Raw genomic sequence first — 23342 nt, 5'->3', positions numbered from 1 at the left:
CTATCGACGAAGATGGAGCGAGTGAATGAGCCGGCCGGGCGATCGCGGCTGACAAACTGCGCCGACAGCTGTTGGGCGCAAGTGAAAGTCGAGGAAAGTCCGGACTCCACAGAGCACGGTGGTTGCTAACAGCAACCCAGGGCAACCTGCGGGCAAGTGCAACAGAAAGTAGACCGCCACCGGGTATATCGCGATTCGTCGCGGCGTGCCCGGCGGTGAGGGTGAAAGGGTGCGGTAAGAGCGCACCAGCATGTCAGGTGACTGGCGTGGCTAGGTAAACCCCATCGGGAGCAAGGCATCACGGCGCGCCACGCTGCGCGCCTGCTCGAATGTTTGAGGGCTGCTCGCCCAAGTTCGAAGGTAGCTGCTTGAGGCCACCAGCAATGGCTGGCCCAGATGGATGATCGCCCACGCACCGCACTGGTGCGGGACAGAATCCGGCTTATAGGCTGGCTCATTCACCCACCTAACCGGGTCTTACGGATCCAGCATTAACCGAGCTGCGCGATATCTCCAGGAATTAGCCGCGTGACGACGAGCCCGTCGGCCACCAAGTCATGCGCAAAGTTCTCAGCCTTTTTCTTGTCGACGTAGGCGATGACCGCTTTCGAGGTTCCCGCAGCAGCCGCCCGCGCGCCGATCGCACCGCGTACCTGGCATAACTGTGCCAGCTCCATGGACGCATCCAGCGTGTAATCATCCTGCAGTGCCTGCTGCGAATCCCGCAACAGTGGCCAAATATCACGAGCACGCTGGGAACGAATCGCATGCGCGAATAGCTGCGCACGTTCAGTTTCTGCAGCGTGGAAATCCAACCAGGTGCGTGATTCATGCAACTCCGGGACCCCGTCCGTGCCGTGCACTTGGTGGACCGCAGACAACCACTGGGTCACGCGTGCCGGGGCGTCGGGAAGCAGCCGCAAGGACTGTGCACCGAAAGCCTGGCGGGCGGAATCGACGAATCGGTTCCTGGTGCGGATCTCATCGGATTGCCCGGTCGCCGCTGTGGTTTCCGAATCGTCTCCGGGGCTGGTGTTTCCAGCGTTTGTATCTCCGGTGCTGGTGTCCTCGTTAGTGCTCACGTCCTGTGGCACCGTGACCGCAAATGCAGCCAGCTCGCGGCCAACCGGATGCACGGCCTTGGTCAGCGAACCATCGGCGTAATCAAGCACTGATACTTGCGCGCCAGCACCAGAGCCAGACCTCGAGCCAGCACTCGAGCCAGCGTTGGAACCGGTGCCAGCACCAGCGCCACGCAGCGCTGCCGAATAACGAGCCCGCAGAGTCACCGTAGATGAGAATAATTCGCCAGCTTGCGCGCAGACTTCCGCAAGACGCGCGCGCAACGGCGCCTCGTCGACATCCGGTGCATCGGATTGCAAAGCTAAGGCTAAAGCAGAATCGATGGCGGCATATTCACCCAGGCCGGAATTCGGGGTGATCGCAGAAACGACCGTGATATTCATGCCGCTGGTATCCCGCGATAGCAGCTGGCGCTGCATCATCATCCACACGATGCCGCCCAAGCGGTGTACTAACCCCCCACGGGGGAGTGGCGGGGTGGTGGGCTTGCCCGAATCGTCCACGTCCGGCTGTTGCTGGGAAAACAGCGTGGCGATCTCTTCTACCGTGGTGGAATCTTCCTCGCTGGCTGGTTCACCGGTGCTCCGGGCGTCGGCAAGCGAGTCCCGCCGGAAATGCACCACAAACTTGTGGTCCTCGCGGGGAGAGACCGACACTGCGGCGCGTTGGCCAGCCAGACTCATGACGACGACGCCGCCAGCGTGGTCCACGTGCTCGCCGATCACTGACCACGTTGCCGGAGCGTGCGCAAGAAAAACGGGCGCAACACCGTAGAGTTCAGCGTGCCAGCGGGTTGTGGCTGTTGTCAGGGCGGTGGTGTCGGTTACGGCGGCGTTAAGAGTGGCGTCGGTTTTTGCCGTGTCGGTTTTTGCAGCATCTGTGGAAGAAGCATCATCAGCGAAGTTATCCGTCTGGGGCGCTTGGGGCATGGGCGAAGAAAACTCCTTGAAATAGCTCGGAAATGGCTCGGGAATGGCTTAGAAATAGCTCGGTGCTCGCGAACGAAGTCAGTAATCTCGGGCAATTTTACCTGTTTAGCTGTGCTGGTGGGTAGCCAGATTTATACTGAAACTGCCCAATCCACCGTCGCGGCACTCGCATCGCAACGGTCCGACCTGGGGCGCCGTCGGTGCATGGCGCGCAGGTGGTAAATCGCCCGGGTGATCAACAGAAAAGTCAGCAAGGAGCACAGCATGGCACACGCAGACGAACAATGGTTTTTCAATCCCTCCACCGGGGAAGTCACCAAAGGCAAGGTGGCCGGGTGGAATAACCGCATGGGGCCGTATGACACCAAAGAATTAGCCGAAAACGCATTCGATATCGCAAAAAAGCGTAACGACGCCGCTGACCAGGCAGAAGACGACGAAGACGACTGGGGCCAGCCTGCGGATTGGGAAAAATAATCCCAGCACGACGCCAATGTGATCGTGGTTGCCTAGACTGGGCAGCATGAACAGCCAACACGATTACGTCTTGCGCACCGTCGAGGAACGCGACGTGCGTTTTATCCGTCTCTGGTTTACCGATATCACCGGCGCCCTGAAATCCGTGGATATGTCACCGGCAGAGCTGGAAAACGCATTTGAAGAAGGCGTCGGTTTCGACGGTTCCTCGGTAGAAGGGTTCTCTCGCGTCGCGGAGTCTGACACCATCGCGATGCCGGATCCTTCCACGTTTAAAATCATGCCCTCAGAAAGCGGCAATGACTCTTTGCTGACTGCGCGCATGTTCTGCGATATTGTCCAACCCGACGGTAGCCCCTCGGTGGTAGACCCGCGGAATATTTTGCGCCGCCAGGTAGAAGAAGCCGCCGATGACGGATTTACCTGCATGATTGGCCCGGAAATCGAGTTTTATTTGCTGCAGCAGACCGACGATGAAGCGGATCTGCGCCCGACCGATAACGGCGGCTATTTTGACCAATCAACGATGAATCTGGCGCCAGAGTTTCGTCGTACCGCCATTCAGATCCTGGAAAACGTCGGTATCGTCACCGAATTTTCGCACCACGAAACCAGCCCGGGCCAGCAAGAAATCGACTTGCGTCACACCGATGCGTTGACGATGTCGGATAACATCATGACCTTCCGCTACCTGATCAAAAAGGTGGCACAGCAGCAGGGCGCGCGGGCCACGTTTATGCCGAAGCCGCACAAAGATTGGACCGGTTCTGGCATGCACACCCACCTGTCATTGTTCGAAGGCGATTCCAACGCCTTCCACGATCCGGACGATGAATTCTGCTTGTCGACGACCGCGAAACAATTTATCGCAGGAATTTTGCACCACGCCCCAGAGCTGACCGCGGTGACCAACCAATGGGTCAATTCTTATAAGCGCTTGATGTTTGGCAACGAAGCTCCCGGCGCTGCCACCTGGGGAGTATCGAACCGATCTGCCATGGTGCGGGTACCAACCTACCGGCTGAACAAACCCGAATCGCGCCGCGTGGAAATCCGCAGTTTGGATTCTTCGGCCAACCCGTATTTGGCGTATTCAGTGCTGTTGGCTGCTGGTCTGCGCGGAATCCGCGAAAACTACCAACTCGGTGAACCTGCCGAGGACAACGTGCAGGAACTCACCCGTCGTGAGCGTCGCGCGATGGGCTATATCGATCTGCCCAATTCGCTGGACCACGCGCTGCGCAAACTAGAAAACTCCGAGTTCATGGCGGAAGTATTGGGCGAAAACGTCTTCGAATTCTTCCTTCGTTCTAAATGGGAGGAATTCCGCAATTATCAACAGCAAATTACTTCCTTTGAGCTGCACAATAACTTGAACTACTAGCGTTGGGCCCATCAACGCTTTTTACCGTGCCCGGTGCTAGCGCTTGGGTCATCGTGTGGTGACACCGCGCTCACCGACACCGCCAACCACATATTCCAAAGAGCTGAGCATTACTGTGAGTTCGAACCGACCATCTATCCCATCGACTGCCACCCTGGGGTTATCTAGCCCAAAAGCCAGCGAAGACATCTCCTGGCTTGGTTGGAATAAGCCCGAACACACCGCATTGCTGTGGTGCCTGGCTGCGGCATCTGACCAGGACCTCGCGCTGAATACGCTCATGCGCATGGCCGGAAACCTGGATGATGACGGCGCAGAATTAACCACCCAGCTGTGCGAAGATGAAGCACTACGAGTACGGTTTTTCGCTCTGCTGGGTGGGTCCACGCTACTCGGCGATCATATGGCGGCCCACCCGGAGACGTGGAAACAACTTCTCAAGCCGCTGCCGGAAAAATCCGAAATGTTCCAGCAGATGCTGCAGGCAGTGGGGGCCCAAGTCGCCGATTTCGCGGACCCGGATGCTGATTCTGATTCCGGGCCCGGCACAACAGCTGGTGCAGGTTCTAATACAGGTTCCGGTGCCGAGCCTGATAACGACGATGCGCCCGACCCGGCTAGCTCTGACTTGTCGACGCCTGGTACCTACCGCGCTGCTATGACCGGCAGCGATGCTACCTGTGCATTGCGTGATGCCTACCGCACGTTGATGCTGCGAATCGCCGCGCACGATCTGGCCGGGAGCTATTTTGCGCGGAAAGGCCAAACCGAACCGCAACCGAAGCTGTTGTTTAGCACGATTACCGGTGCGCTTTCTGATTTGGCTGATGCTGCATTGACCGCGGCACTTGCGGTTGCGGTGGCTGAGGTCTATGACCCGTGCGCTGGTGGTTCTACCGAATCAGGCGCGGTGACCACGAAGAACACTACGAAGAACACCTCAAAAAGCAAGTCCCCGAAGCCGGTCGACGCCCGGCTAGCGGTGATCGCGATGGGCAAGTGCGGCGCGCAGGAGCTGAACTACATCTCCGACGTGGATGTCATTTTTGTTGCCGAACCCGCCAGCAACAAAGCCACGCGCTTGGCTGCTGAGTTCAACCGCATCGGTTCCGCCGCATTTTTCGAGGTAGACCCCAACCTGCGCCCAGAAGGCAAATCCGGCGCGTTGGTGCGCACCCTCGAATCGCATATCAAGTACTACCGGCGCTGGGCCGAAACCTGGGAATTTCAAGCACTGCTGAAAGCCCGCGCCCAAACCGGTTACCTACCGCTGGGCCACCGCTACGAAGACGCAATCCGTCCAATGGTGTGGACGGCATCGGAGCGTGACTCCTTCGTCGAAGACGTCCAAGCGATGCGTCGGCGTGTACTCGCTAACGTGCCCAAAGACATGCGGACCCGCGAATTAAAACTCGGTACCGGTGGCATGCGGGATGTCGAATTTGCTGTGCAGCTGTTGCAACTCGTCCATGGCCGGTCTGATGAACGCCTGCGGGTGCTCTCCACCGTCGAAGCGCTCGAGGCTTTGAAGTCTTCCGGTTATATCGGCCGCGAGGATTCCTGGCAGCTCATCGAAGCGTATGAGTTTTTGCGTTTGCTGGAACACCGCCTGCAATTGCAGCGTTTTCGGCGCACCCACACTATGCCAGCAGACGATGACACCGACGCGCTGCGCTGGCTGGCACGCGCTGCCGGGTTTGATGCGCATGGGTCAAAATCATCGTATGACCTGATGGTTAACCACTTGCGCAAAGTCCGTGTGCGTATTTCCGAGCTGCACTCACGGTTGTTTTACCGGCCATTGTTGGATTCTGTAGCTTCAATGTCGGCCGAAGAACTCAAGCTTTCCCCAGCGGCCGCGAAACTACAGCTTTCCGCGTTGGGCTACCGGCATCCTGGTCGCGCGTTCGATCACCTCAACAAACTGGCATCCGGTACCTCACGCAAAGCGCGTATCCAATCGATTCTGCTACCCGGGCTGATGGAATGGCTTGCAGATACCGCCGACCCAGATGCTGGCCTACTTAATTACCGCAAACTTTCGGATGCCGCCTTTGATCGTTCCTGGTTTTTGCGCATGCTGCGCGATGAAGGAATCGTCGGCAAGCGGCTGATGTCAATCCTGGGTAATTCGCCGTACACAGCGGAGTTGATCATCAACGCGCCCGATACCGTCAAGTTGCTATCCGATGGCGCGAACGGCCCGAAATTCCTGGAGACCAACCCACAGCAAGTGTCGAAGTCCTTGGTGAACTCGTCGAAACGCCACGCTGACCCAGACAAAGCAGTGGCGGTAGCGCGCTCTTTACGACGCGTGGAATTGGCCCGTATCGCTTCGGCGGATCAACTTGGTTTCATGCCGGTTGAGCGCGTGTGTCGAGAGCTGTCACTGATTTGGGACGCGGTGCTGGAAGCCGCAATTCGTGCAGAAGTCCGCGCCAGCCTGCGAGAACTCGACCGCGAAGAACCACCGGCGCGCATCGCGGTGATCGGCATGGGCCGCCTGGGTGGCCAAGAGCTCGGCTTCGGATCAGACGCAGACGTGCTCATGGTGGCTGAACCCACCGAGGGCGAAGACGAAACCGAGGCAATGAACTGGGCGAAAAAGATCGTCGACAAGCTTCGCGCACGCCTGGCGAAACCCTCTGGTGATCCGCCGCTGGAGGTGGACTTGGGGCTGCGCCCGGAGGGCCGAAGCGGGGCAGTGGTGCGCAGCATTGCGTCTTACCGACGCTACTACTCGCAATGGGGGGAAGCCTGGGAAATCCAGGCGCTGTTGCGGGCCAACGTGGTGGCAGGTGATGCGGAAGTCGGTGCGGCGTTTATCGAGATGATCAATGATTTCCGTTATCCGGCCAGTGGGATCTCTGAATCGACGATCCGCGAGATTCGGCGAATCAAAGCACGTGTAGATAACGAACGCTTGCCTCGTGGGGCAGATCGCAATACGCACACGAAGCTTGGCCGCGGTGGGCTGACCGACGTGGAATGGACCGTGCAGCTGTTGATCATGATGCACGCTGCGCAGCACCATGAGCTACGCACCCCGTCCACATTGGACGCACTCGATGCATTGCGGGACTGCGAGATTTTGACGGCCAATGAAGCCGAGCAATTACGCGAAGCTTGGTTAATGGCGACGAATGCCCGCAACGCACTGGTATTAGTACGCGGCAAACGTGTGGATCAACTGCCGCAGCCCGGCAATCATCTGGCACAAGTTGCCGGTGTGGCCGGGTGGGCGCCGGAAGACAACCAGGAATTTCTTGAGGCTTATCTGAAGGCAACCCGCCATGCGCGTCGAGTGGTGGATCAAGTTTTTTGGGGTGAACCCGATTCTTATGAGTATGACTGAATGCGCAGAGTCGAAATATGTCTAGCCGAATGTGGATAAACTCGATGGCACGCCAACCTTTGGCGGCGAAAGGAAATGATTATGGGACTGTCACTCTCATTCAATGTTGACAATGCCACCCTGGCGGACCTGCAAGAATTGGTCGCGATGGCAGAGCGCATCGGAATCGCCAGCGATACGTATGTGGAATTTGATGAGGATTCCCGTCATGTTCGCGTCGACAGCGACGGCATGAGTGCAAGCAAAGTCGCGGAGATCCAAAACAACGAACGGGCTCGGAAGGCCGAACGACTCCACAGTGATGATGTCGATGACCTCGATGAAATCGATGACGGTGATGAAGTCGATTATGCCGACGCCCGGAATGATGCAGGTGCTCATCGTCGGCAAGAAAACCAGCATGCCCGGTTTACACACCCGCGTGATGGTGGGGAATGGTCTGACGTCTTCGATCGCGTAACGCGTACCGTCAACAACAACCCAGTGACGCAGCACATTGGGGATGCGGCGATGCGCTCGCTCGGTGACATTCTCTCCGGGCGGCGGAATCCACCGCGCCACTAGTTTTGGGGTGCTAGTTATGTGAGACGCATAGCATATTGACAGGTTTATCTACTGTGAAAATCACATAACCTGGTTATGCTAACCCCGATAAGCGTCATAACTGGAATAGCGCGTATAAGGAAGAGATAGCCGACATGTCGAAACCGACAACTAACACGCACAAGGCATCACGTACCTGGTGGATTTACGGTGCGCTTGGCTTGGTGATAGTGCTCGCCGGTGTTTTCGTTGTCCCAATGGTGATCAATAGCTCGGACAAGCATAACGAGCAAACCGTTGGCTCGATGCTTGATGATCAACCGCATCCATTCGAAGACCAAGCAGCTGCAGGCAGTAGCGTCGCGGCCGCCCCAAAATCAGAAATTTCCCCGCAGATTTATGGTCAGCGGTTGGCAGAACTCGCTTCAATTCTTGGCATTTCTGCGGACTACATGAATCCAGATAATTGGCCGGAAATCGTGCTCCAAGTAGACCACGAAAACCGTGCCGCTATGCGGGTTATGCTCGAAAATATTTTGCATGATGCCATCGAGCGCGGCGATATTTCTTATGTTGACCGCGATCGGGTTCTCTATGCCTTCGATTTAGGGCTTATCGACGCCCCGCTTAGTGCTATTTCGAATTATCCCATTGACGGCGAACCACTGGAATCACCCAGCTCAGACTAATCAGTGCGGTTTTCCGGTTCCGGTCTGGTTGCTTCGTGGATCACCAGACCGTGCTGCGTCGCAGTGCTGTTGCCCTCTGAAGCAGCTGCAGCAGCAGAACCAGTAGAAGCCGCGGTGCCAGCCGAACGTACGCGTTGAATCTCGCGTGTTCGCCAAGCCGTAGCGCAGAATAAACCAGCAATACCCACCGCCCACACGCCGCCACCAGCGAGTGCAGCGAGTTGAAAATCCGTCCAACTATATGCGGCACCATCGGCAGAAATATCCAAGACAATGCCGATTCCCTGTGATGCCGCCATACCGGAAAGAAAACCACCCATATTCGCCAGCCCCGTAGCCGTCGCGACGGTCTCTCGCGAGACACCCTCACGGACATTATCAAAACCGTAGTTCGCGGACGCGGCACACAGTGCAACAACCACATTCACCACGACGATTGCCGTCATCCCACGTGGAGTGCCGCTAGCGAAAAACACCACCCAAGTAAGCACAATCGTGGTGGAAAAGACCACGACGGCCCAATGCCGGGTAGCTCCCAAGCGCGCCGAAAACATGCCGTGCAGGGGACCGGAAGCAACCGTAACGACGGTGTTGATGGCTAAGACTGCACCGGCTTGTTCGGAACTTAAACCCATGCCGAGAGTCATTAAAGGAAATCCCCACATCATCAAAAACACCAGCTGGAACATCAGGCACGAGTAGTGCATGAAAAACCCTTGCCATGCCACCGGAGTGCGCACGAGCGCACGAATCCGGGCGGCCAGGGAAGCAATGTTGGTATCTGGCGACGCGTCGTCTTTCGGAGCTGCATTTTTCATCGACGCTGCATCTTTGACCTTTGAGCCTTGCCCCATAGTGTGGCGATCGACGTCGGGAAGATCCTTAATCGCGAGTCCAGCCAGCCCGGCGATTAATATGCTCGCCGCGCCCAGAGTGACAAACGATGCCGTCCAACCGGCAGCACCCAGCAGGGCCAAAAACGGTACCGCGGAAATAAACTGGCCAGTCTGCCCAATCGCGCCCGTCAACTGCGTAAATAATGGAGTTTTGCGCAGTGGGAACCAATAGGGCAGAAGCCGCATGACCGCCAGAAAAGCCGAAGCATCCCCCGCGCCGATCAGCACCCGCGCGCCAATAGCCAGCGGATATGATGTCGTCAAGGCCAAAATGAATTGCCCGAGTCCCATGACTACCGCGCCGACAATCACCATCGCCCGTGGGCCAAACTTGTCGATGCCTAACCCTGTTGGAATCTGCGCCAACGCATACACCCCAAGCTGGACAGCAGCGAAGACCGCGATGCGCGAAGCATCCACCTGAAAGCGCTCAATCGCATCCACGCTGGCCACGCCAAATGACGTCCGCCCGGTAATCGCGACGATATAGCAGGCCACACCACCTACCCACACCAGCAGCGCCCGGCGGGTCACCACATCACGTGGGTGCGGGGCAGCAGTGGCAGTCTGAGAAGCTGATTTGGCGCGATTTTCCATACGAGCCATTGTAGGTAGACGCTAAGATGAAACCCGTGGATTATATTTCGACTCGTGATACCCAGGCCCAACCCGCACAATTTACCGACATCTTACTCGGTGGCCTTGCCGCTGACGGCGGGCTCTATTTGCCGACGAGCTACCCGCATCTCGGCGCAGAGAAATTAGCAGAACTCCGGGAGACCTCGCGCACCCACGGATACGCCGGGCTGGCAGCAGAAATCCTGAAGTTGTTCGTCGACGATATTCCTGCCGACGAGCTCGAAGCCATGGCGCACAGGGCCTATAGCACCGAGAAATTCGCCCACGAAGAAATCGTGCCGGTGACCAAGCTGGATGAGCAGTTTTATATCGGCCACTTGTCTGAAGGCCCAACCGCAGCGTTTAAAGACATGGCTATGCAGCTGCTCGGCGAGCTTTTCGAATACGAATTGGCGCGCCGCGACACCACGTTGAATATTCTGGGCGCGACTTCCGGCGATACCGGATCATCAGCGGAATACGCCATGCGTGGGCGGCAAGGTATCCGTGTGTTTATGCTGACGCCGAAAGGACGGATGACGCCGTTCCAGCAGGCGCAGATGTTTGGGTTAGACGATGAGAATATTTTCAATATTGCCCTCGATGGTGTCTTCGATGATTGCCAGGACGTCGTCAAGGCCGTCAGCGCGGATGAGGCTTTCAAGCGCGATTACCGCATCGGCGCGGTGAATTCGATTAACTGGGCGCGACTGCTGGCGCAGATCGTGTATTACGTTTCCTGCTGGATCAAAGTCACCGACGCCACCGGTGATTATTCGCAGAAGGTCTCGTTTAGCGTGCCGACGGGCAACTTCGGCGATATTTGCGCAGGGCACATCGCACGCCAAATGGGGTTGCCAATCGACCGGCTGATCGTCGCCACGAATGAAAACGACGTGCTGGACGAGTTTTTCCGCACCGGGCAATACCGGCCGCGCTCTGCCGCGGATACCCACGAGACTTCCTCGCCGTCGATGGATATTTCCCGCGCGTCGAATTTCGAGCGTTTCATTGCGGACTTGCTGGATCGCGATGCCGCCCAGGTGGCAGACCTGTTCGGCCACCGCATCAAGGATGGTGGTTTTGCGCTTGCCGACGACCTGCTGGCGCGTGCACGCGACGAGTTCGGGTTCGTCTCCGGGCGCTCGCTGCACGCGGACCGCTTGGCGACGATCGCCCAGGTACATAAAGACCATGAAGTGTTGGTGGATCCGCACACCGCTGATGGCATCAAGGTGGCCTGGGATGCCGTAGCCGAACACGACGTCACCAGCCCGGTGGTCTGTCTGGAAACAGCCTTGCCGGTGAAATTCGCCGACACTATCAAAGAGGCCCTAGGAACTGCCCCGGATATGCCGCAGCGCTTTGCCGGAATTATGGATGCCGGACGCCACGTCGCGGACCTTGACAATGATGCCGACAAGGTCAAAGACTATATCCGCAGCTCCATCGCAGAAACCAACGTGCGGTAATCGGCACCGGTTGTGGCTATACTCTGTAGCTATGATTGGGCAGAAACAGCAGGCCGACGCTGGCTCTGGCTATAGCAGCGTTGGCGGCTCTAACCACAGCCGTACCGGGATATTAGCGGTCATGTGTGCTGTGTTGCTGTTTGCTTCTGCCTGCACCAGTACTGGAATCTCCGCGTTTGGGGAGGGCGATCCTAGCGGCGGCTCGGCCGCGGATGGCTTCCCGGAGGGCGCGGATATGGCTGCTGAGTTTGATCCAGTGCAACCGCGCTCTTTACCTGCACCACCGCCGCGCGCTGATGCCCTCACGGGGGCGGATCAACAGCGCCTTGGGCAAGAACCGCAATCGCAGACCCGGATCATTCACCCAGCACATTCCCCTTTAGCGCCGGGCGCACCGATTGATATTTCTACGCACGTACCCCAGCCCGGCGAGCAGTTTCATTACAATATCTGCACCGTTGCCTATTCTTTTACCGATGAAGCAGGCACAGGCTATGCGATTACTGCTTCTCATTGCGGGCGCGAAGGCGATCTCGTGTGGGCGGGGCAGGCAAATAACCGTTTCCAGTGGCCAGCAGAACCGATAGGGTCTTTTATCTATTCCGACCTCTACACTGTGGATTCTTCCGATTTGGATATCGCAATCATTGAGCTCAATGCCAATGCCTATGATGCCAGCGTGGCCGGCGGATCCGAAGCAGCACTAAACCCCATGGCAACCGCGATTGCCGATCGGCTGGACTTCTTGCCGGAGCACGTGTGTAAAAACGGCCGTATCACTGGAATCACGTGTGGGGACACGACCGCGGCGCAGGCGTTGGGCAAATTGAATACCCATGACGGTTCGGTGCTGGATGCCAGGTCCGCCCGCGCTGCTCTGTGCGCGACCACGGGTGATTCTGGTGGCCCAGTGTATGCCGAGCTCAACGGCGAGCAAGTCATCGTTGGTTTAGTCTCCGGCACTACGACACAGCAGGCGGCGCACCAGTGCAACGGGGATGAACCTGTGGATGGAAACAACGGGGACATCAGTGTGTCATATACCCCGGCGACGGAATTTCAGCGCATTATTGGCAGCATTGTCCCGCAAGCCGCAACGACGACCACCACGTGGTAGACAACGCAGTGGTAGGCAGCGCTGTGGTAACCAGCGCCGCGTTGTGCTTGCAGGAGAGCTGGGTTTGTCTGCCCCCGCTAGAATGCAGATATGGCTACCCCGGAATTTATTACGGAACTGCGCAAACATATCGGTTCGGCACCCCTGTGGATTCCTGCGACGACTACCGTCGTCATCCGCGAAGTCCCGGCTGATGCCCCCATTTGGGAGGTGCCGACGGTTCTGCTGGTCCAACGGGCCGATAGTGGAGATTGGACTCCCATTGGTGGCATTTGTGAACCGGGTGAACAACCCCATGACACCGCCGTGCGCGAGGTCAAGGAAGAAACTGGGTTAGACATTGTGCCCGTGGCATTGTTGGGATCTGGGGCAGTGGGTCCGGTGACGTACCCGAATGGGGATGTGTGCCAATTTATGGATACTGCAATTTCCGCGCGATTGGTGGGCGCATACGATCAGCAGCCACGCGTTGCCGACGACGAGTCCGTGGACGTGCAATGGTGCTCGGTGGCGCATTTGCCACAATCATTATCTGCCCGGCACCGGATGGTGATTGCCGATGCTGTGGCCCAGATGAAAAATCCCGCTCGTTTTCGGCCCCGTCTCGGGTTTAACAAGCGCAATGGTTAATGCGCCGCGGCGATTGCGTGCGGAAAATGCCGATGATGCTCCCGAGCCCCAAGCACAGCGCCATACGCAGAACCAGAACCAGCTTCAGGCCCAGACCCTGACTCCGACATGGCGCCGCGCCGTGCCCGCGTTGTTGCTCAGCAGTGGGCTAGTACTTAGTGCCTGCAGTGCCGGGGTGGACAACGACGATGGTTCTGAAGCGGCTTCTGAACCAGGTACTGAACCAGCTACTGAACCAGCTATTGATACCTATGTGGCACTCGGGGATTCCTATGCCGCGATGGCCTCGCGTGCCGGAGCCGACGATTCTGGTGATCTGGCGGCAGATTTTTGTCGGCGTTCACCAGATAATTATCCCGCTGTGCTCGGTGATCTGCTTGCTGCAAATACCGTTATTGATCGTAGTTGCCAAGGCGCGATCATCGACAACCTCACCGCAACCCGCGACGCCGGTGGGGTAGAAGTGCCCGCGCAGTTGCACGCTTTAAGCGAGACAGACGACGGCGCAACCGACAGAACCGTCGATCTGGTGACATTGACCATTGGTGGTAACGACATTGGCTTCGGAGAAATGGTGTGGTGCGCACAGCACGCCCTCGAGACCGCCGAACCTTCCAACTGCGGCGCCTATATGGACCGGAAGGTTGAACACGAAACCCGTGTGGTGGAAGACCGACTACACGAAATTTTTGCTGAGATCCGTTCCCGGGCACCCGAAGCGCAGATTATCGCCACGGGTTATCTTCCCTTGCTTGGTGCATTGGACGACTGCGCCGAAATTGCCGCCATTTCCGGGCCTGACCGCACCTGGCTACAAACTGTCATCCAGCAGCTCAACCAGGCTGTCGCACAAGCGGCGAAGGCGCACGACGTGCAGTTCGTGCTGCCTGCCGAGGCCGACAAGCATACAGTTTGTGCCGAACCAGAGCAGCGTTGGGTCGATCTTTCGGGGACGGCGACGGGATCGTTTCCGTATCATCCGACAGCTGCCGGGCAAGCTGCCATGGCGCAGGAAATCTATCAACGGATCCCGCGAGATTAACGGCATCATCCCTCTGGTTTCGCTGCCCTAACCCCGGCTTGTAGATTAGAGAGCATGGCGGAGAACAAGCGAAGCTGGCTGGATGGACCAGCAATTCCCGGTGAAAATGAAGATCCGAATTCACCAAGTCGGTGGCCCGGTGAAAAACTTGGTATGCCGAAAAACGGGCGCGGCTCGCTAGCGCCGGTGGGCAAGCGTGCATTAGCCGTGCTCATTGATTGGTTTGTGGCGCTTGCACTAGCATTCGGCCTTCGTTACGGGCTCGGCAGTGCTGATATCAGCCAGGGTGCTACCACTACCTGGAATTACCTGTTGTGGATTGCCATCGGCATAATTTTTGGCTGGCTGTTCGCGCGCACCCCAGGCATGATGCTGCTGGGGATGGGCGTGGCCCGGGTGGACGCGGAAGAACGCGTCGGCTTGTGGCGCGCTGTCGTGCGTACGTTGCTCACCGCCTGTTTCTTCCCGGCGGTGATGGTCGATTCCGACGGCCGTGGCATGCACGACCGCGCGACTGGAACCGCAGTTATTCGCACGAATTAATGGTGCTTATTTGCCCTTTTTGGCATTCATGCGGCGCATACGGCGGTTCATGCCGGAAGGGTTCTGCGCCTGTTGCGGCAGTGGGCCTTTCGGCATGCCAGCGCCTGGTCCGGCTGCTGAATCCATGGCCTCGATACGCGCGTTGATATCGTATACCTCGGTTTTACTGTAATTACGTGGCAACTTCAGCAGTTTACGCTGTAGCTTGCCCAGCGGAACCTGGTTTTCCCCGGTGCCGGTGTAGACCACATGTACTGGCACACCACCGGCGATCCGGTCAATGCGGCGGCGTTCTTTGTCGACGAGTTTCTCCAAGCGCTTGGGGTTACCTTCACCAACGAAAACCACACCCGGGTTGCCGACGACGCGGTGCAGCAAATCCTGCTGGCGAGTCATGCCGACGCCCTGCTTGGTAAACCAAATGATGCCGAAGGTATTACGCAGGTTGTCCAGGGTCCAACCAGCGGCGCCAGGCTGATCCTCAACGCGCTTGTACATCGATGATTGCAGACGGCGGGTGAAAATCCACATGGCGACGACGGCACCCAGCACGATGCCGACCGGCAGCATGAACCATTGGCCGCCCCACAACATGCCGAGCAAGAAAAACAGCACGGCGATGCCAATAACCGCCAGCAGCATCAAAGGAATCAGCGCTTTATCATCTTTGCGCTGCATGTTGAAGGCCTGCCACATTTGCGACCGCGTTTGCTTGCGCTGCGCTTTCTTGGCTTGTTTTGCCTCACGTTTTTGGGCTTTGAGCTTCGCCTTATCGTCTTTTGCCATGTCTCTCACTTTAAGGGGTAGTCAACCGATTTCTAAAACATCGTCAGCACTCATAATAATAAGTGCTCATAAGAAAACGCGCTCCGGGCAGATTCCCGAAGCGCGTTGCACGTTCGAACTCTAGCGAGTCGTTACCGGAGTCGCCTCTGACGCGCCATACTTGCTCAACAGCGAGGATGCTTCCTGTGCCGTTGGGCCCTGCGAAGTTTCCTGCAGATGTGACAGGCGCTCTGGTAATTCACGCCCACGCGCCTGCATTGCCTGCACGTAGAGCTTGCCTGCGCGGTAGGACGAACGCACCAGCGGACCAGCCATAACAGCGCCGTAACCCATTTCGCGGGCTGCCTTGGAATGCTCCACGAATTCTTCTGGGCGTACCCAGCGGTCAATCGGGTGGAATAGCGGTCCTGGCCGCAAGTACTGCGTGATGGTGATGATGTCGGTACCGGCATCGCGCAAATCCTGCAGGGTATCCAGGACCTCTTGCTCGGTTTCGCCCATGCCCAGAATCAGGTTCGATTTGGTAATCAGACCGTAATCATGGGCCTGGCGGATAACATCCAGCGAACGGTCATAGCGGAATGCTGGACGGATGCGCTTGAAGATGCGCGGAACGGTTTCCAGGTTGTGCGCGAAGACCTCCGGCTCAGCCTCAAAAACTTCTTGCAGCAGATCAGGCTTGCCAGAAAAGTCCGGGGTAAGGTTCTCAATTCCCGTATTCGGGTTGAGCTCCCGGATCTTGCGCACAATTTCTGCGTACAGCCAGGCGCCCTCATCCTTCAGGTCGTCACGGGTAACGCCAGTGACGGTGGTGTAGTTGAGATCCATCTCGCGAATATTTTCTGCAACGCGACGCGGCTCATCGGTATCAAGCAGGCCTGGCTTGCCGGTTTTAATATCGCAGAAGTCGCAGCGACGGGTACACAGGTCGCCGCCAATCAGGAACGTGGCCTCACGCGATTCCCAACATTCGTGGATATTGGGGCAGCCGGCCTCCTGGCACACGGTGTGCAAACCGGCGCCAGCGACCTTGGCTTTCATGTCTTTGTATTCTGGGCCGTTGCGGACCTGGTTGCGGATCCAGCGTGGCTTTTTCTCGATAGGATTTTCTGCGTTCCGCTTTTCAATGCGCAGCAGTTTGCGCCCTTCGGGGGTGACACTCATAATGCCCCAGCCTACGCCTAGTAGTTTGTTCTTACCAGCACGCTGTAATACAGCGTTTGCGGAGGGGTTTTGGGGCGGATTACTGTGGCGAGTCGCCCACCCGCGAGGTATCCAAATCGTGATCGCTGACAGCCAAATCCCCAGCTAACGCGTGCACTAAAGACTCCTGCAAAAGTGGGATCATTTCCGCGGTGGTTACGTCCCGGCCATGCTCCAGCGATAATGTCGTGACATCGGCGTCGTCGATGCCGCAAGCGACGATATGGTCGTAGAATTCTAGCGAGTTATTGCAGTTCAATGAGAGGCCATGCATTGTCACACCACGGGTGACGCGAATGCCCAAAGCCGCGATTTTGCGGTCACGTTCGGAAGCATTCTTGTCGACGGCGCGTACACTATGCGGAACCCACACGCCGGAACGGCCTTCCATCCGGCCAACTTTCTTTGTGCCGAATTTTGTCAGCGCGTCAATGATGGCTTCTTCTAGGCGGCGCACGTAATCCACCACATCGACTGGTTCCGCAAGTTTGATGATGGGATAGACCACCAACTGTCCGCGGCCATGCCAAGTGATGCGGCCGCCGCGATCCACCTTGATTGTCGGTAATCCGTTAGTGGGCATATCCGACGGTTGGGTGCGTTTGCCCGCAGTATAGACATCGGGATGCTCCAGAAACAGTAGTTGATCTGGGATTTCGTCGTCGGCGCGTTGCTTGGCTAGTTTCGCCTGTAGATCCCACGCCTCTTGGTAGTCAATGGTGCCAAGGTTCTGGACCTCGAGGTCCTCGTTGGCACGGATAGAACGATCAGCAGGAAAAAACGGGGCGCGTGGAGCAGTCATGGTGCACATTTTAACGCGCCCCGAAGACAGCGGGGCTGTGGGCGCGGGTTGTGGATGGGGGACGTGGACGCGAGATGTGGATACGGGATGTGGACTATGTCCGCTGTGGGAAGCGACGGGATTTTTTGAAAAACCGGCCGTCGAAACGCAGCACCATGAAGATGGTGAATAGCGCCATCGCGATACCAAACAAGAAACACGTGATGTAGCCAATTGCTGGCCCCAGAATCGAAATGATAAACGGGAAGGTAAACCCGATATAGGTCAGCGAGTAGAACGAGGCACTGGCCGCACCGAGCTCATCGTCCGGTGCGAGCCGCTGTGCTTCTTGCAATCCTGATGACATCAGGATGCCGTAGGCAAAGCCCAGCGGAATAGTCGCGAGCAGGCCAAAGATGACACCGACCATGGAATCTTGCCAAATGGCGACGCAAATCGAGCACAGCATACCGACGATAATTAGTGACAAGCCATAAACCGCAGGAGGGTAGGTGCGAGAGCCGCCGACATAACGTTGAATAACGTTTCCGAATACCATGGCCAAACAAGCGATGGATCCGGTGTAGACGACTGGGTGCTCCATCTGTGCTTCGAGCAAGCGTGTGTTGACTGCGAACGCGGTCGATGCAGCACCGAAAACCCACGGGCCAGACAAACCAAGGGTGAGCCAGAAACGTGACGTTTTCACCTGGCTGGCCAGCCGCTTGCCCGTGCGCGTGCCCTCAGTTGGCACCGTTGGGGTGTTCCAAACTAAAGGGGTGATGATGGCGGCAAGAACCAAGTGCAGCAGGTACGGGACCAAGTCTGGTTTCGGCAGAAATTCTGCAACGATGCCAGCGACCAGTGGGCCGCCAGCGAAACCGGATGTCAAAGCAATGGTGGCCCGGCGTGCACCTTGGATCGCGGGACCATCAGAAAGCTGTTTCAACCAGGCAGCACCCGATGCCATCACCAGGCCCGTCGCCAAGCCCGTAATGAATCGGCCTGCGCCGATGAAAATAGTCGGGCCGAATGCACCGAGTGCGAGCACAGCTGATCCAATGAAGGAAAAGATCAATGCTGGACGAATGAGTGCGCGGCGCCCGTGGGTATCGGACATGGGGCCGCCGATGATGAGCGCGGGAATGAGACCAACGATGTAGATCGCGAGGAAAGCCGTTACCTGGCCGTCGCTAAGACCTGCTTCTAGACGGTAGGAAACCATCAATGGGGCGAAGGCATTCGCGCCGAAGGCGACGACGAACATGCCTAAGCCAACTCTTAACCAATCGCTGATACGCATACGTTCCTCTTTTGGCTTCTTGGCGGTCGTCTCTCACGTTCCACCGAACAATGGTGGGTGCTTGAGTTGCTCTACATCACGTCACCGTGTGACCGCGGTTAACATGATGACCGTTATGTTACGTGAGTTGGCTCATAATGAGAAAACCGGGCCTTCCCGCCGCGTTGCCAGTGAAAGTAGCTGGAAACGCGGTGCTGGGAAGACCCGGTGCTGGGTTAGCAGGCTAGCTTATAGCTCCAGATCGGATTCGAAATCCGCAGTCTCGAGACGGTCCTTGATGGTGGTGATGAAGCGACCTGCATCCGCACCGTCGACCACCTGGTGGTCGTAGGTGAATGGCAGGTAGCACATCTGACGGATGGCGATGGCATCCTGGCCGTCTTCTGTGACGACGACTGGGCGCTTCTCGATGACCGCGGTGCCCAAGATACCGGCCTGTGGCGGTACCAGGATTGGGGTGTCCAGAAGCGCGCCTTCCGAACCAATGTTGGTGACGGTGAAGGTAGCGCCGGTGAGATCGCTTGGCTTCAGCTTGTTGTTGCGTGCTCGATCTGCCAGCTCGACGATCTCTGCAGCGATCTCTGGCAAGGATTTCTCCTGGGCCTTCTTGATGACTGGCGTCAGCAGACCCTTCGGAGTGTCTACCGCGATGGCGACGTTGACGTCTGCGTGGTAGGTCATCTCCTTCGTGTCTGCGTTGTACGAAGCATTCACGTTCGGGTGAGATACCAAGGCTTCCACGGTGGCCTTAACGAAGAACGGCAGGAAGGTCAGCTTCGCGCCGTGCTTGTCAGCAAACGCCTGCTTGTTGGCCTTGCGCAGGTTGGATACCGCGGTCATGTCGATTTCCTGCACGTGGGTCAGCTGTGCAGAAATCTGCAGTGCTTCCACCATCTTCTGTGCAGTGATCTGACGGATACGGTTAACCTTCTGCGTTGTACCACGCAGCTCCGCCTTTTCGGGATCGACAGACTTGGTCGACCAGTTCGAACCGGATTTCTTGGTGTCTTTCCCGGAAGTCTTCTCGGCATCCTTATCCTGAGCGGACGAGTCAGCGGAACCACCTTCGACAGCAGCCATGACGTCTTGCTTGCGGATGCGTCCGCCAACGCCGGTGCCTTCCAAGGAGTTCAAGTCGACGCCGTGCTTGTCAGCCAACTTACGTACCAGTGGGGTGACGTAAGGAACCTTGCCGGAGTTCTTCTTGCCGGAATCCTTGGATTCGTCCTTCTTCGGCTCAGACTTGTTGGCTTCTTCCTTGTCCTCGGACTTCTTCTCCGCCTTCTTCTCGGAAGCAGATTCCTTCTTGTCGGACTTGTCCTCTTTGTCGTCAGATGCGGAATCGTCAGTGTCATCGGAGTCATCTGAGCCAGCTGCGGCGTTGTCGTCGCCGACGCGGACAATAACCTCGCCAACTTCGACGGTGTCGTCTTCGTCGGCGAGGATTTCGACGATGGTGCCAGCTACTGGGGATGGAACTTCGGTGTCAACCTTGTCGGTGGATACCTCTAGTAGTGGTTCGTCTACTTCGACGGTGTCGCCCACGGATTTCAGCCACTGGGTGATGGTGCCTTCGGTGACGGATTCGCCGAGTTCTGGCATTTCCACATCGGTGGTCTTGCCGGAGCCGCCGGATTTCTTCTCCGACTTCTTGTCGGACTTGTCTGCTTTGTCCTTGGACTCTGCGGACTTGTTGTCAGCCGCCGAGTCATCAGCATCGTCAGCGTCATCGGAGTCATCCGAGTCAGCTGCGGCGTTGTCGTCGCCGACGCGGACAATAACCTCGCCAACTTCGACGGTGTCGTCTTCGTCGGCGAGGATTTCGGCGATGGTGCCAGCTACTGGGGATGGAACTTCGGTGTCAACCTTGTCGGTGGAGACTTCAAGCAGTGGTTCGTCTACTTCGACGGTGTCGCCCACGGATTTCAGCCACTGGGTGATGGTGCCTTCGGTGACGGATTCGCCGAGTTCTGGCATTTCCACATCGGTGGTCTTGCCGGAGCCGCCGGATTTCTTCTCCGACTTCTTGTCGGACTTGTCTGCTTTGTCCTCAGAATCCTCAGATGCGGAGTCATCGGCAGCGTCGGCCTCATCTGCATCAGCGGCGTCGTCGGAGTCAGAATCCGCGGCTTCGTCCTCATCACCAATAATGGCAATGACGTCGCCAACCTCTACAGTGTCGTCTTCTTCCGCTTTGATCTCGAGGATCGTACCCGAGACCGGGGAAGGGACTTCAGTGTCCACCTTGTCAGTGGAAACCTCAAGCAAAGGCTCATCGGCTTCGATGGTGTCGCCGACGGATTTCAACCACTGAGTAATGGTGCCTTCGGTGACTGATTCGCCCAGCTCGGGCATCTCTACGGAGTGCGACATGTGTGAGAGACTCCTCTAAAGTCGTTAGTAAATAGAAGCTACGCCATCCCAGCCTACCGCCATCAACGGTGCTTCGTGTAATGAGTCAATACGCACATTTGTGCATTACCCCTAGAATTGTGAACCGTGTTTAACCTATTCCGTCGGAACTCTACGAAATCACAGCTCAAGCCCCCTCGCGCTCCGGGCGATACCATCCGTGACAAAGACCGCGCAGAACTGGTCGCCTGGGTCAGCGGACGCGGAATGGTGGAAGGTTTCGTGGAGCCGGAAACTGTGGTTAACGAGATGTCGATCGTGCTTGTCGACGACACCGGCGACTACATTCGCCGCCGCATCGGAGGGCCAAAAGGAATAGACGCTGTGGCCCAGGCACTCGACGTTCCAATTTACGACGTCGAGGAAACCGGATATCCACAGCGTATGCGCGAGCGAATGAAACGTGAACGGATCCTGCGCAAGCGCCGAGAGCAAACCGAGCGCCGCAAACAATGGGAGCAGCGTAACAGTGATGCTTAATGCTCGGCGCTTGATGTTCGAGGCTTGACGTTCTGTGCTTAGCTAGCAACCTCGTTTAACCAAGCTACCAACGTACGCACTGGCACACCGGTAGCGCGCTTGGCTGTATAGCCAGAAGCACTAGCCGCCCAGGCGGGTCCCGCGATATCAAGGTGTGCCCATTCGATGCCTGCGCTGACGAACTGCGAAAGGTAAGTGCCGGCGAACTGCATGCCGCCCCAACGATCTTCCGAGATATTGCGGATATCGGCGGCTGGGGTCTTGATGGCTTCCGCGTGTTCTTCCAATAGCGCCATTGCCCAAGCTTTTTCGCCGACGGTGCGGCCTAGCTCAGCAATGCGATCACGCAATTCGTCGCTGCCCATCACGCCGTAGGTCTGCTTACCCAGCGCCAGCATCTGGTGACCGGTCAAGGTGGCTGCTTCGACCAGGTAGTCGGGCTTATCCTCGCTGGCCCGTGCGATGGCGTCGGCAAGCACGATGCGGCCCTCGGCGTCGGTGTTGAGGATTTCCGAAGTGATACCGCCGTAGTGAGTGATGACATCGCCAGGGCGGATCGCGTTGCCGGATGGCATGTTTTCTGCCAACGGAACCGTGGTGGTCAGCTCCACGTTGATATCAAGTTTCGCGGCGGCGACGGTGGCAGCAACAACGGCAGCAGAGCCGCCCATGTCCATGATCATGTCGCCCATGCCAGCTCCTGGCTTGAGAGAGATACCGCCGGTATCAAAGGTAATACCCTTACCAACCAGCGCGACTTTTTTCTTCGCTTTGTGTGTGCGGTGGTGCAGGCGGACCAAGCGTGGCGGACGAACAGAACCTTGGCCTACCGCCAAGATGCCGCCGAAGCCTTCTTTCTCCAGCTGCTTTTCGTCCAAAACCTCGACCTTGAGACCGGCGTCCTCGGCGAAACCGCGAATAAACGAGGCATAGGATTCTGGGAATTTGTGGCTGGACGGCACATTGACGAAATCGCGAGCCAAGCAAACTGACTCTGCGCCGACCTGTGCGAAGCGGAAGATCTCTGCATCTTTCTTCGGATCACCAAGCACAGTGAAAGCGGCGGGGTCCTTGTCGGACTTGTTTTTCTTATCCTCTGGCTTGTCGACGCCATCGTCCTTGCTTCCACGGATGCCTGGGTAGGAATAGCTGCCCAAAATCAGGCCTTCGACGACCGGTGTCAGCTGCTCACGGTCGTCGGACAGCGCTACTGCAACGGAATCCAAGTCCTTGACCGCGCGGGATACGCTGCCAGCGGCGCGACGCAGCACCTCGTCGTCAAGCTTGTCGCGGGAGCCCAAACCCACCGCAACGATGACGTCGGCATCTAGCTTCTTCGGAGCTGGCAAGCGAGTGATCTCGTTCGCTGTACCCTTTGCCTTGACGGTCGCCAAAGCGTCGTTGACCTCGCGAAACAGGCTTCCACCGAGCCAAGCAGTCTCGACAGCCTCCACCGCGTTATCGTCATGGAATACGCCCACGACCAAGCCGTCAGACTTCTTCGGCAACTTCTTATTTAGCTCAACCGTGCTAATTTTTCCGCGGGCTGGAAGCTCAAACTTTTTGTCAGCCATATTTTCCTTTCTCGCGTAATACATT

General features: G+C 57.4%; 19 protein-coding genes and 1 other RNA gene. 12 read left to right on the top strand and 8 right to left on the bottom strand.

The genetic code is table 11. The features are described 5' to 3' along the window. Positions 1-26 precede the first annotated feature (26 nt). Positions 27-461: RNase P RNA component class A (gene rnpB / locus ACP8MI_RS07590), an RNA gene on the top strand. Positions 462-491: 30 nt separating this feature from the next. Here rnpB and ACP8MI_RS07585 read toward each other — a convergent pair. Continuing rightward, a complete protein-coding gene (locus ACP8MI_RS07585; protein ID WP_144737191.1) occupies positions 492-2012 on the bottom strand; it encodes a galactokinase family protein in 1521 nt (506 codons plus the stop codon). Positions 2013-2276: 264 nt separating this feature from the next. Between ACP8MI_RS07585 and ACP8MI_RS07580 the strand changes: the two genes are divergently transcribed. The 5 genes from ACP8MI_RS07580 (at position 2277) to ACP8MI_RS07560 (ending at position 8460) form a co-directional block, all read left to right on the top strand. Beyond that, a complete protein-coding gene (locus tag ACP8MI_RS07580) occupies positions 2277-2489 on the top strand; it encodes a hypothetical protein (RefSeq protein ID WP_144737193.1) in 213 nt (70 codons plus the stop codon). 46 nt (positions 2490-2535) lie between these two features. Continuing rightward, positions 2536-3873 carry a type I glutamate--ammonia ligase gene (glnA, locus tag ACP8MI_RS07575; RefSeq protein ID WP_018120450.1) on the top strand — a complete coding sequence of 446 codons (1338 nt, stop codon included), beginning with the start codon at positions 2536-2538 and terminating at the stop codon, positions 3871-3873. Between the two features lie 115 nt (positions 3874-3988). After that, positions 3989-7228 (top strand): bifunctional [glutamine synthetase] adenylyltransferase/[glutamine synthetase]-adenylyl-L-tyrosine phosphorylase, encoded by a 3240-nt coding sequence (locus ACP8MI_RS07570; protein WP_490290633.1) that lies wholly within the window; start codon positions 3989-3991, stop codon positions 7226-7228. Positions 7229-7303: 75 nt separating this feature from the next. Beyond that, the gene (locus tag ACP8MI_RS07565) at positions 7304-7792 is read left to right on the top strand and encodes a hypothetical protein (protein ID WP_490290632.1); all 489 of its coding nucleotides are present in this window, start codon (positions 7304-7306) and stop codon (positions 7790-7792) included. Between the two features lie 134 nt (positions 7793-7926). Then, entirely contained in the window at positions 7927-8460 is a 534-nt protein-coding gene (locus tag ACP8MI_RS07560; protein WP_049148127.1) for a hypothetical protein, read from the top strand. Here ACP8MI_RS07560 and ACP8MI_RS07555 read toward each other — a convergent pair. Continuing rightward, complete coding sequence (locus ACP8MI_RS07555; protein WP_049148128.1) at positions 8457-9953, bottom strand: MFS transporter; 1497 nt, start codon at positions 9951-9953, stop codon at positions 8457-8459. The genes ACP8MI_RS07560 and ACP8MI_RS07555 overlap by 4 nt on opposite strands. A 35-nt stretch (positions 9954-9988) precedes the next feature. On the opposite strand from ACP8MI_RS07555, the gene thrC reads away from it, so the two are divergent. From thrC to ACP8MI_RS07530, 5 genes are all read left to right on the top strand, one after another. Next, positions 9989-11446 carry a threonine synthase gene (thrC, locus tag ACP8MI_RS07550; protein ID WP_049148138.1) on the top strand — a complete coding sequence of 486 codons (1458 nt, stop codon included), beginning with the start codon at positions 9989-9991 and terminating at the stop codon, positions 11444-11446. 31 nt (positions 11447-11477) lie between these two features. Then, on the top strand, positions 11478-12563 hold the full coding sequence (locus ACP8MI_RS07545; protein WP_239211896.1) for a trypsin-like serine protease: 1086 nt from the start codon (positions 11478-11480) through the stop codon (positions 12561-12563). Positions 12564-12653: 90 nt separating this feature from the next. Continuing rightward, complete coding sequence (locus ACP8MI_RS07540; RefSeq protein WP_049148129.1) at positions 12654-13193, top strand: NUDIX hydrolase; 540 nt, start codon at positions 12654-12656, stop codon at positions 13191-13193. Then, on the top strand, positions 13186-14235 hold the full coding sequence (locus ACP8MI_RS07535; RefSeq protein ID WP_239211898.1) for an SGNH/GDSL hydrolase family protein: 1050 nt from the start codon (positions 13186-13188) through the stop codon (positions 14233-14235). The genes ACP8MI_RS07540 and ACP8MI_RS07535 overlap by 8 nt, the downstream gene beginning before the upstream one ends. A 54-nt stretch (positions 14236-14289) precedes the next feature. Beyond that, a complete protein-coding gene (locus tag ACP8MI_RS07530) occupies positions 14290-14778 on the top strand; it encodes an RDD family protein (protein WP_018120459.1) in 489 nt (162 codons plus the stop codon). A gap of 6 nt (positions 14779-14784) precedes the next feature. Here the strand turns inward: ACP8MI_RS07530 and ACP8MI_RS07525 are convergent, their stop codons facing one another. The 5 genes from ACP8MI_RS07525 to sucB form a co-directional block, all read right to left on the bottom strand. Then, the gene (locus ACP8MI_RS07525; RefSeq protein ID WP_018120460.1) at positions 14785-15564 is read right to left on the bottom strand and encodes a DUF4191 domain-containing protein; all 780 of its coding nucleotides are present in this window, start codon (positions 15562-15564) and stop codon (positions 14785-14787) included. Positions 15565-15684: 120 nt separating this feature from the next. Then, positions 15685-16728 carry a lipoyl synthase gene (gene lipA, locus ACP8MI_RS07520; protein ID WP_018120461.1) on the bottom strand — a complete coding sequence of 348 codons (1044 nt, stop codon included), beginning with the start codon at positions 16726-16728 and terminating at the stop codon, positions 15685-15687. 79 nt (positions 16729-16807) lie between these two features. Further along, positions 16808-17569: a lipoyl(octanoyl) transferase LipB gene (gene lipB / locus ACP8MI_RS07515; RefSeq protein WP_049148132.1), complete on the bottom strand. Its 762-nt coding sequence runs from the start codon at positions 17567-17569 to the stop codon at positions 16808-16810. Between the two features lie 94 nt (positions 17570-17663). Beyond that, positions 17664-18851 carry an MFS transporter gene (locus ACP8MI_RS07510; RefSeq protein WP_065420286.1) on the bottom strand — a complete coding sequence of 396 codons (1188 nt, stop codon included), beginning with the start codon at positions 18849-18851 and terminating at the stop codon, positions 17664-17666. A 228-nt stretch (positions 18852-19079) separates the two neighbouring features. Next, a complete protein-coding gene (sucB, locus tag ACP8MI_RS07505; protein WP_284795856.1) occupies positions 19080-21224 on the bottom strand; it encodes a 2-oxoglutarate dehydrogenase, E2 component, dihydrolipoamide succinyltransferase in 2145 nt (714 codons plus the stop codon). 126 nt (positions 21225-21350) lie between these two features. Between sucB and ACP8MI_RS07500 the strand changes: the two genes are divergently transcribed. Then, positions 21351-21743 (top strand): hypothetical protein, encoded by a 393-nt coding sequence (locus ACP8MI_RS07500; RefSeq protein WP_049149345.1) that lies wholly within the window; start codon positions 21351-21353, stop codon positions 21741-21743. Between the two features lie 38 nt (positions 21744-21781). Here ACP8MI_RS07500 and ACP8MI_RS07495 read toward each other — a convergent pair whose 3' ends face one another. After that, the gene (locus ACP8MI_RS07495; RefSeq protein WP_049149346.1) at positions 21782-23317 is read right to left on the bottom strand and encodes a leucyl aminopeptidase; all 1536 of its coding nucleotides are present in this window, start codon (positions 23315-23317) and stop codon (positions 21782-21784) included. Between the last annotated feature and the right edge of the window lie 25 nt (positions 23318-23342).

Source organism: Corynebacterium sp. LaCa_70, assembly GCF_058182015.1.
The sequence above is the reverse complement of the archived record's forward strand: the minus strand, read 5'-3'. Positions and strand labels throughout refer to the sequence as shown.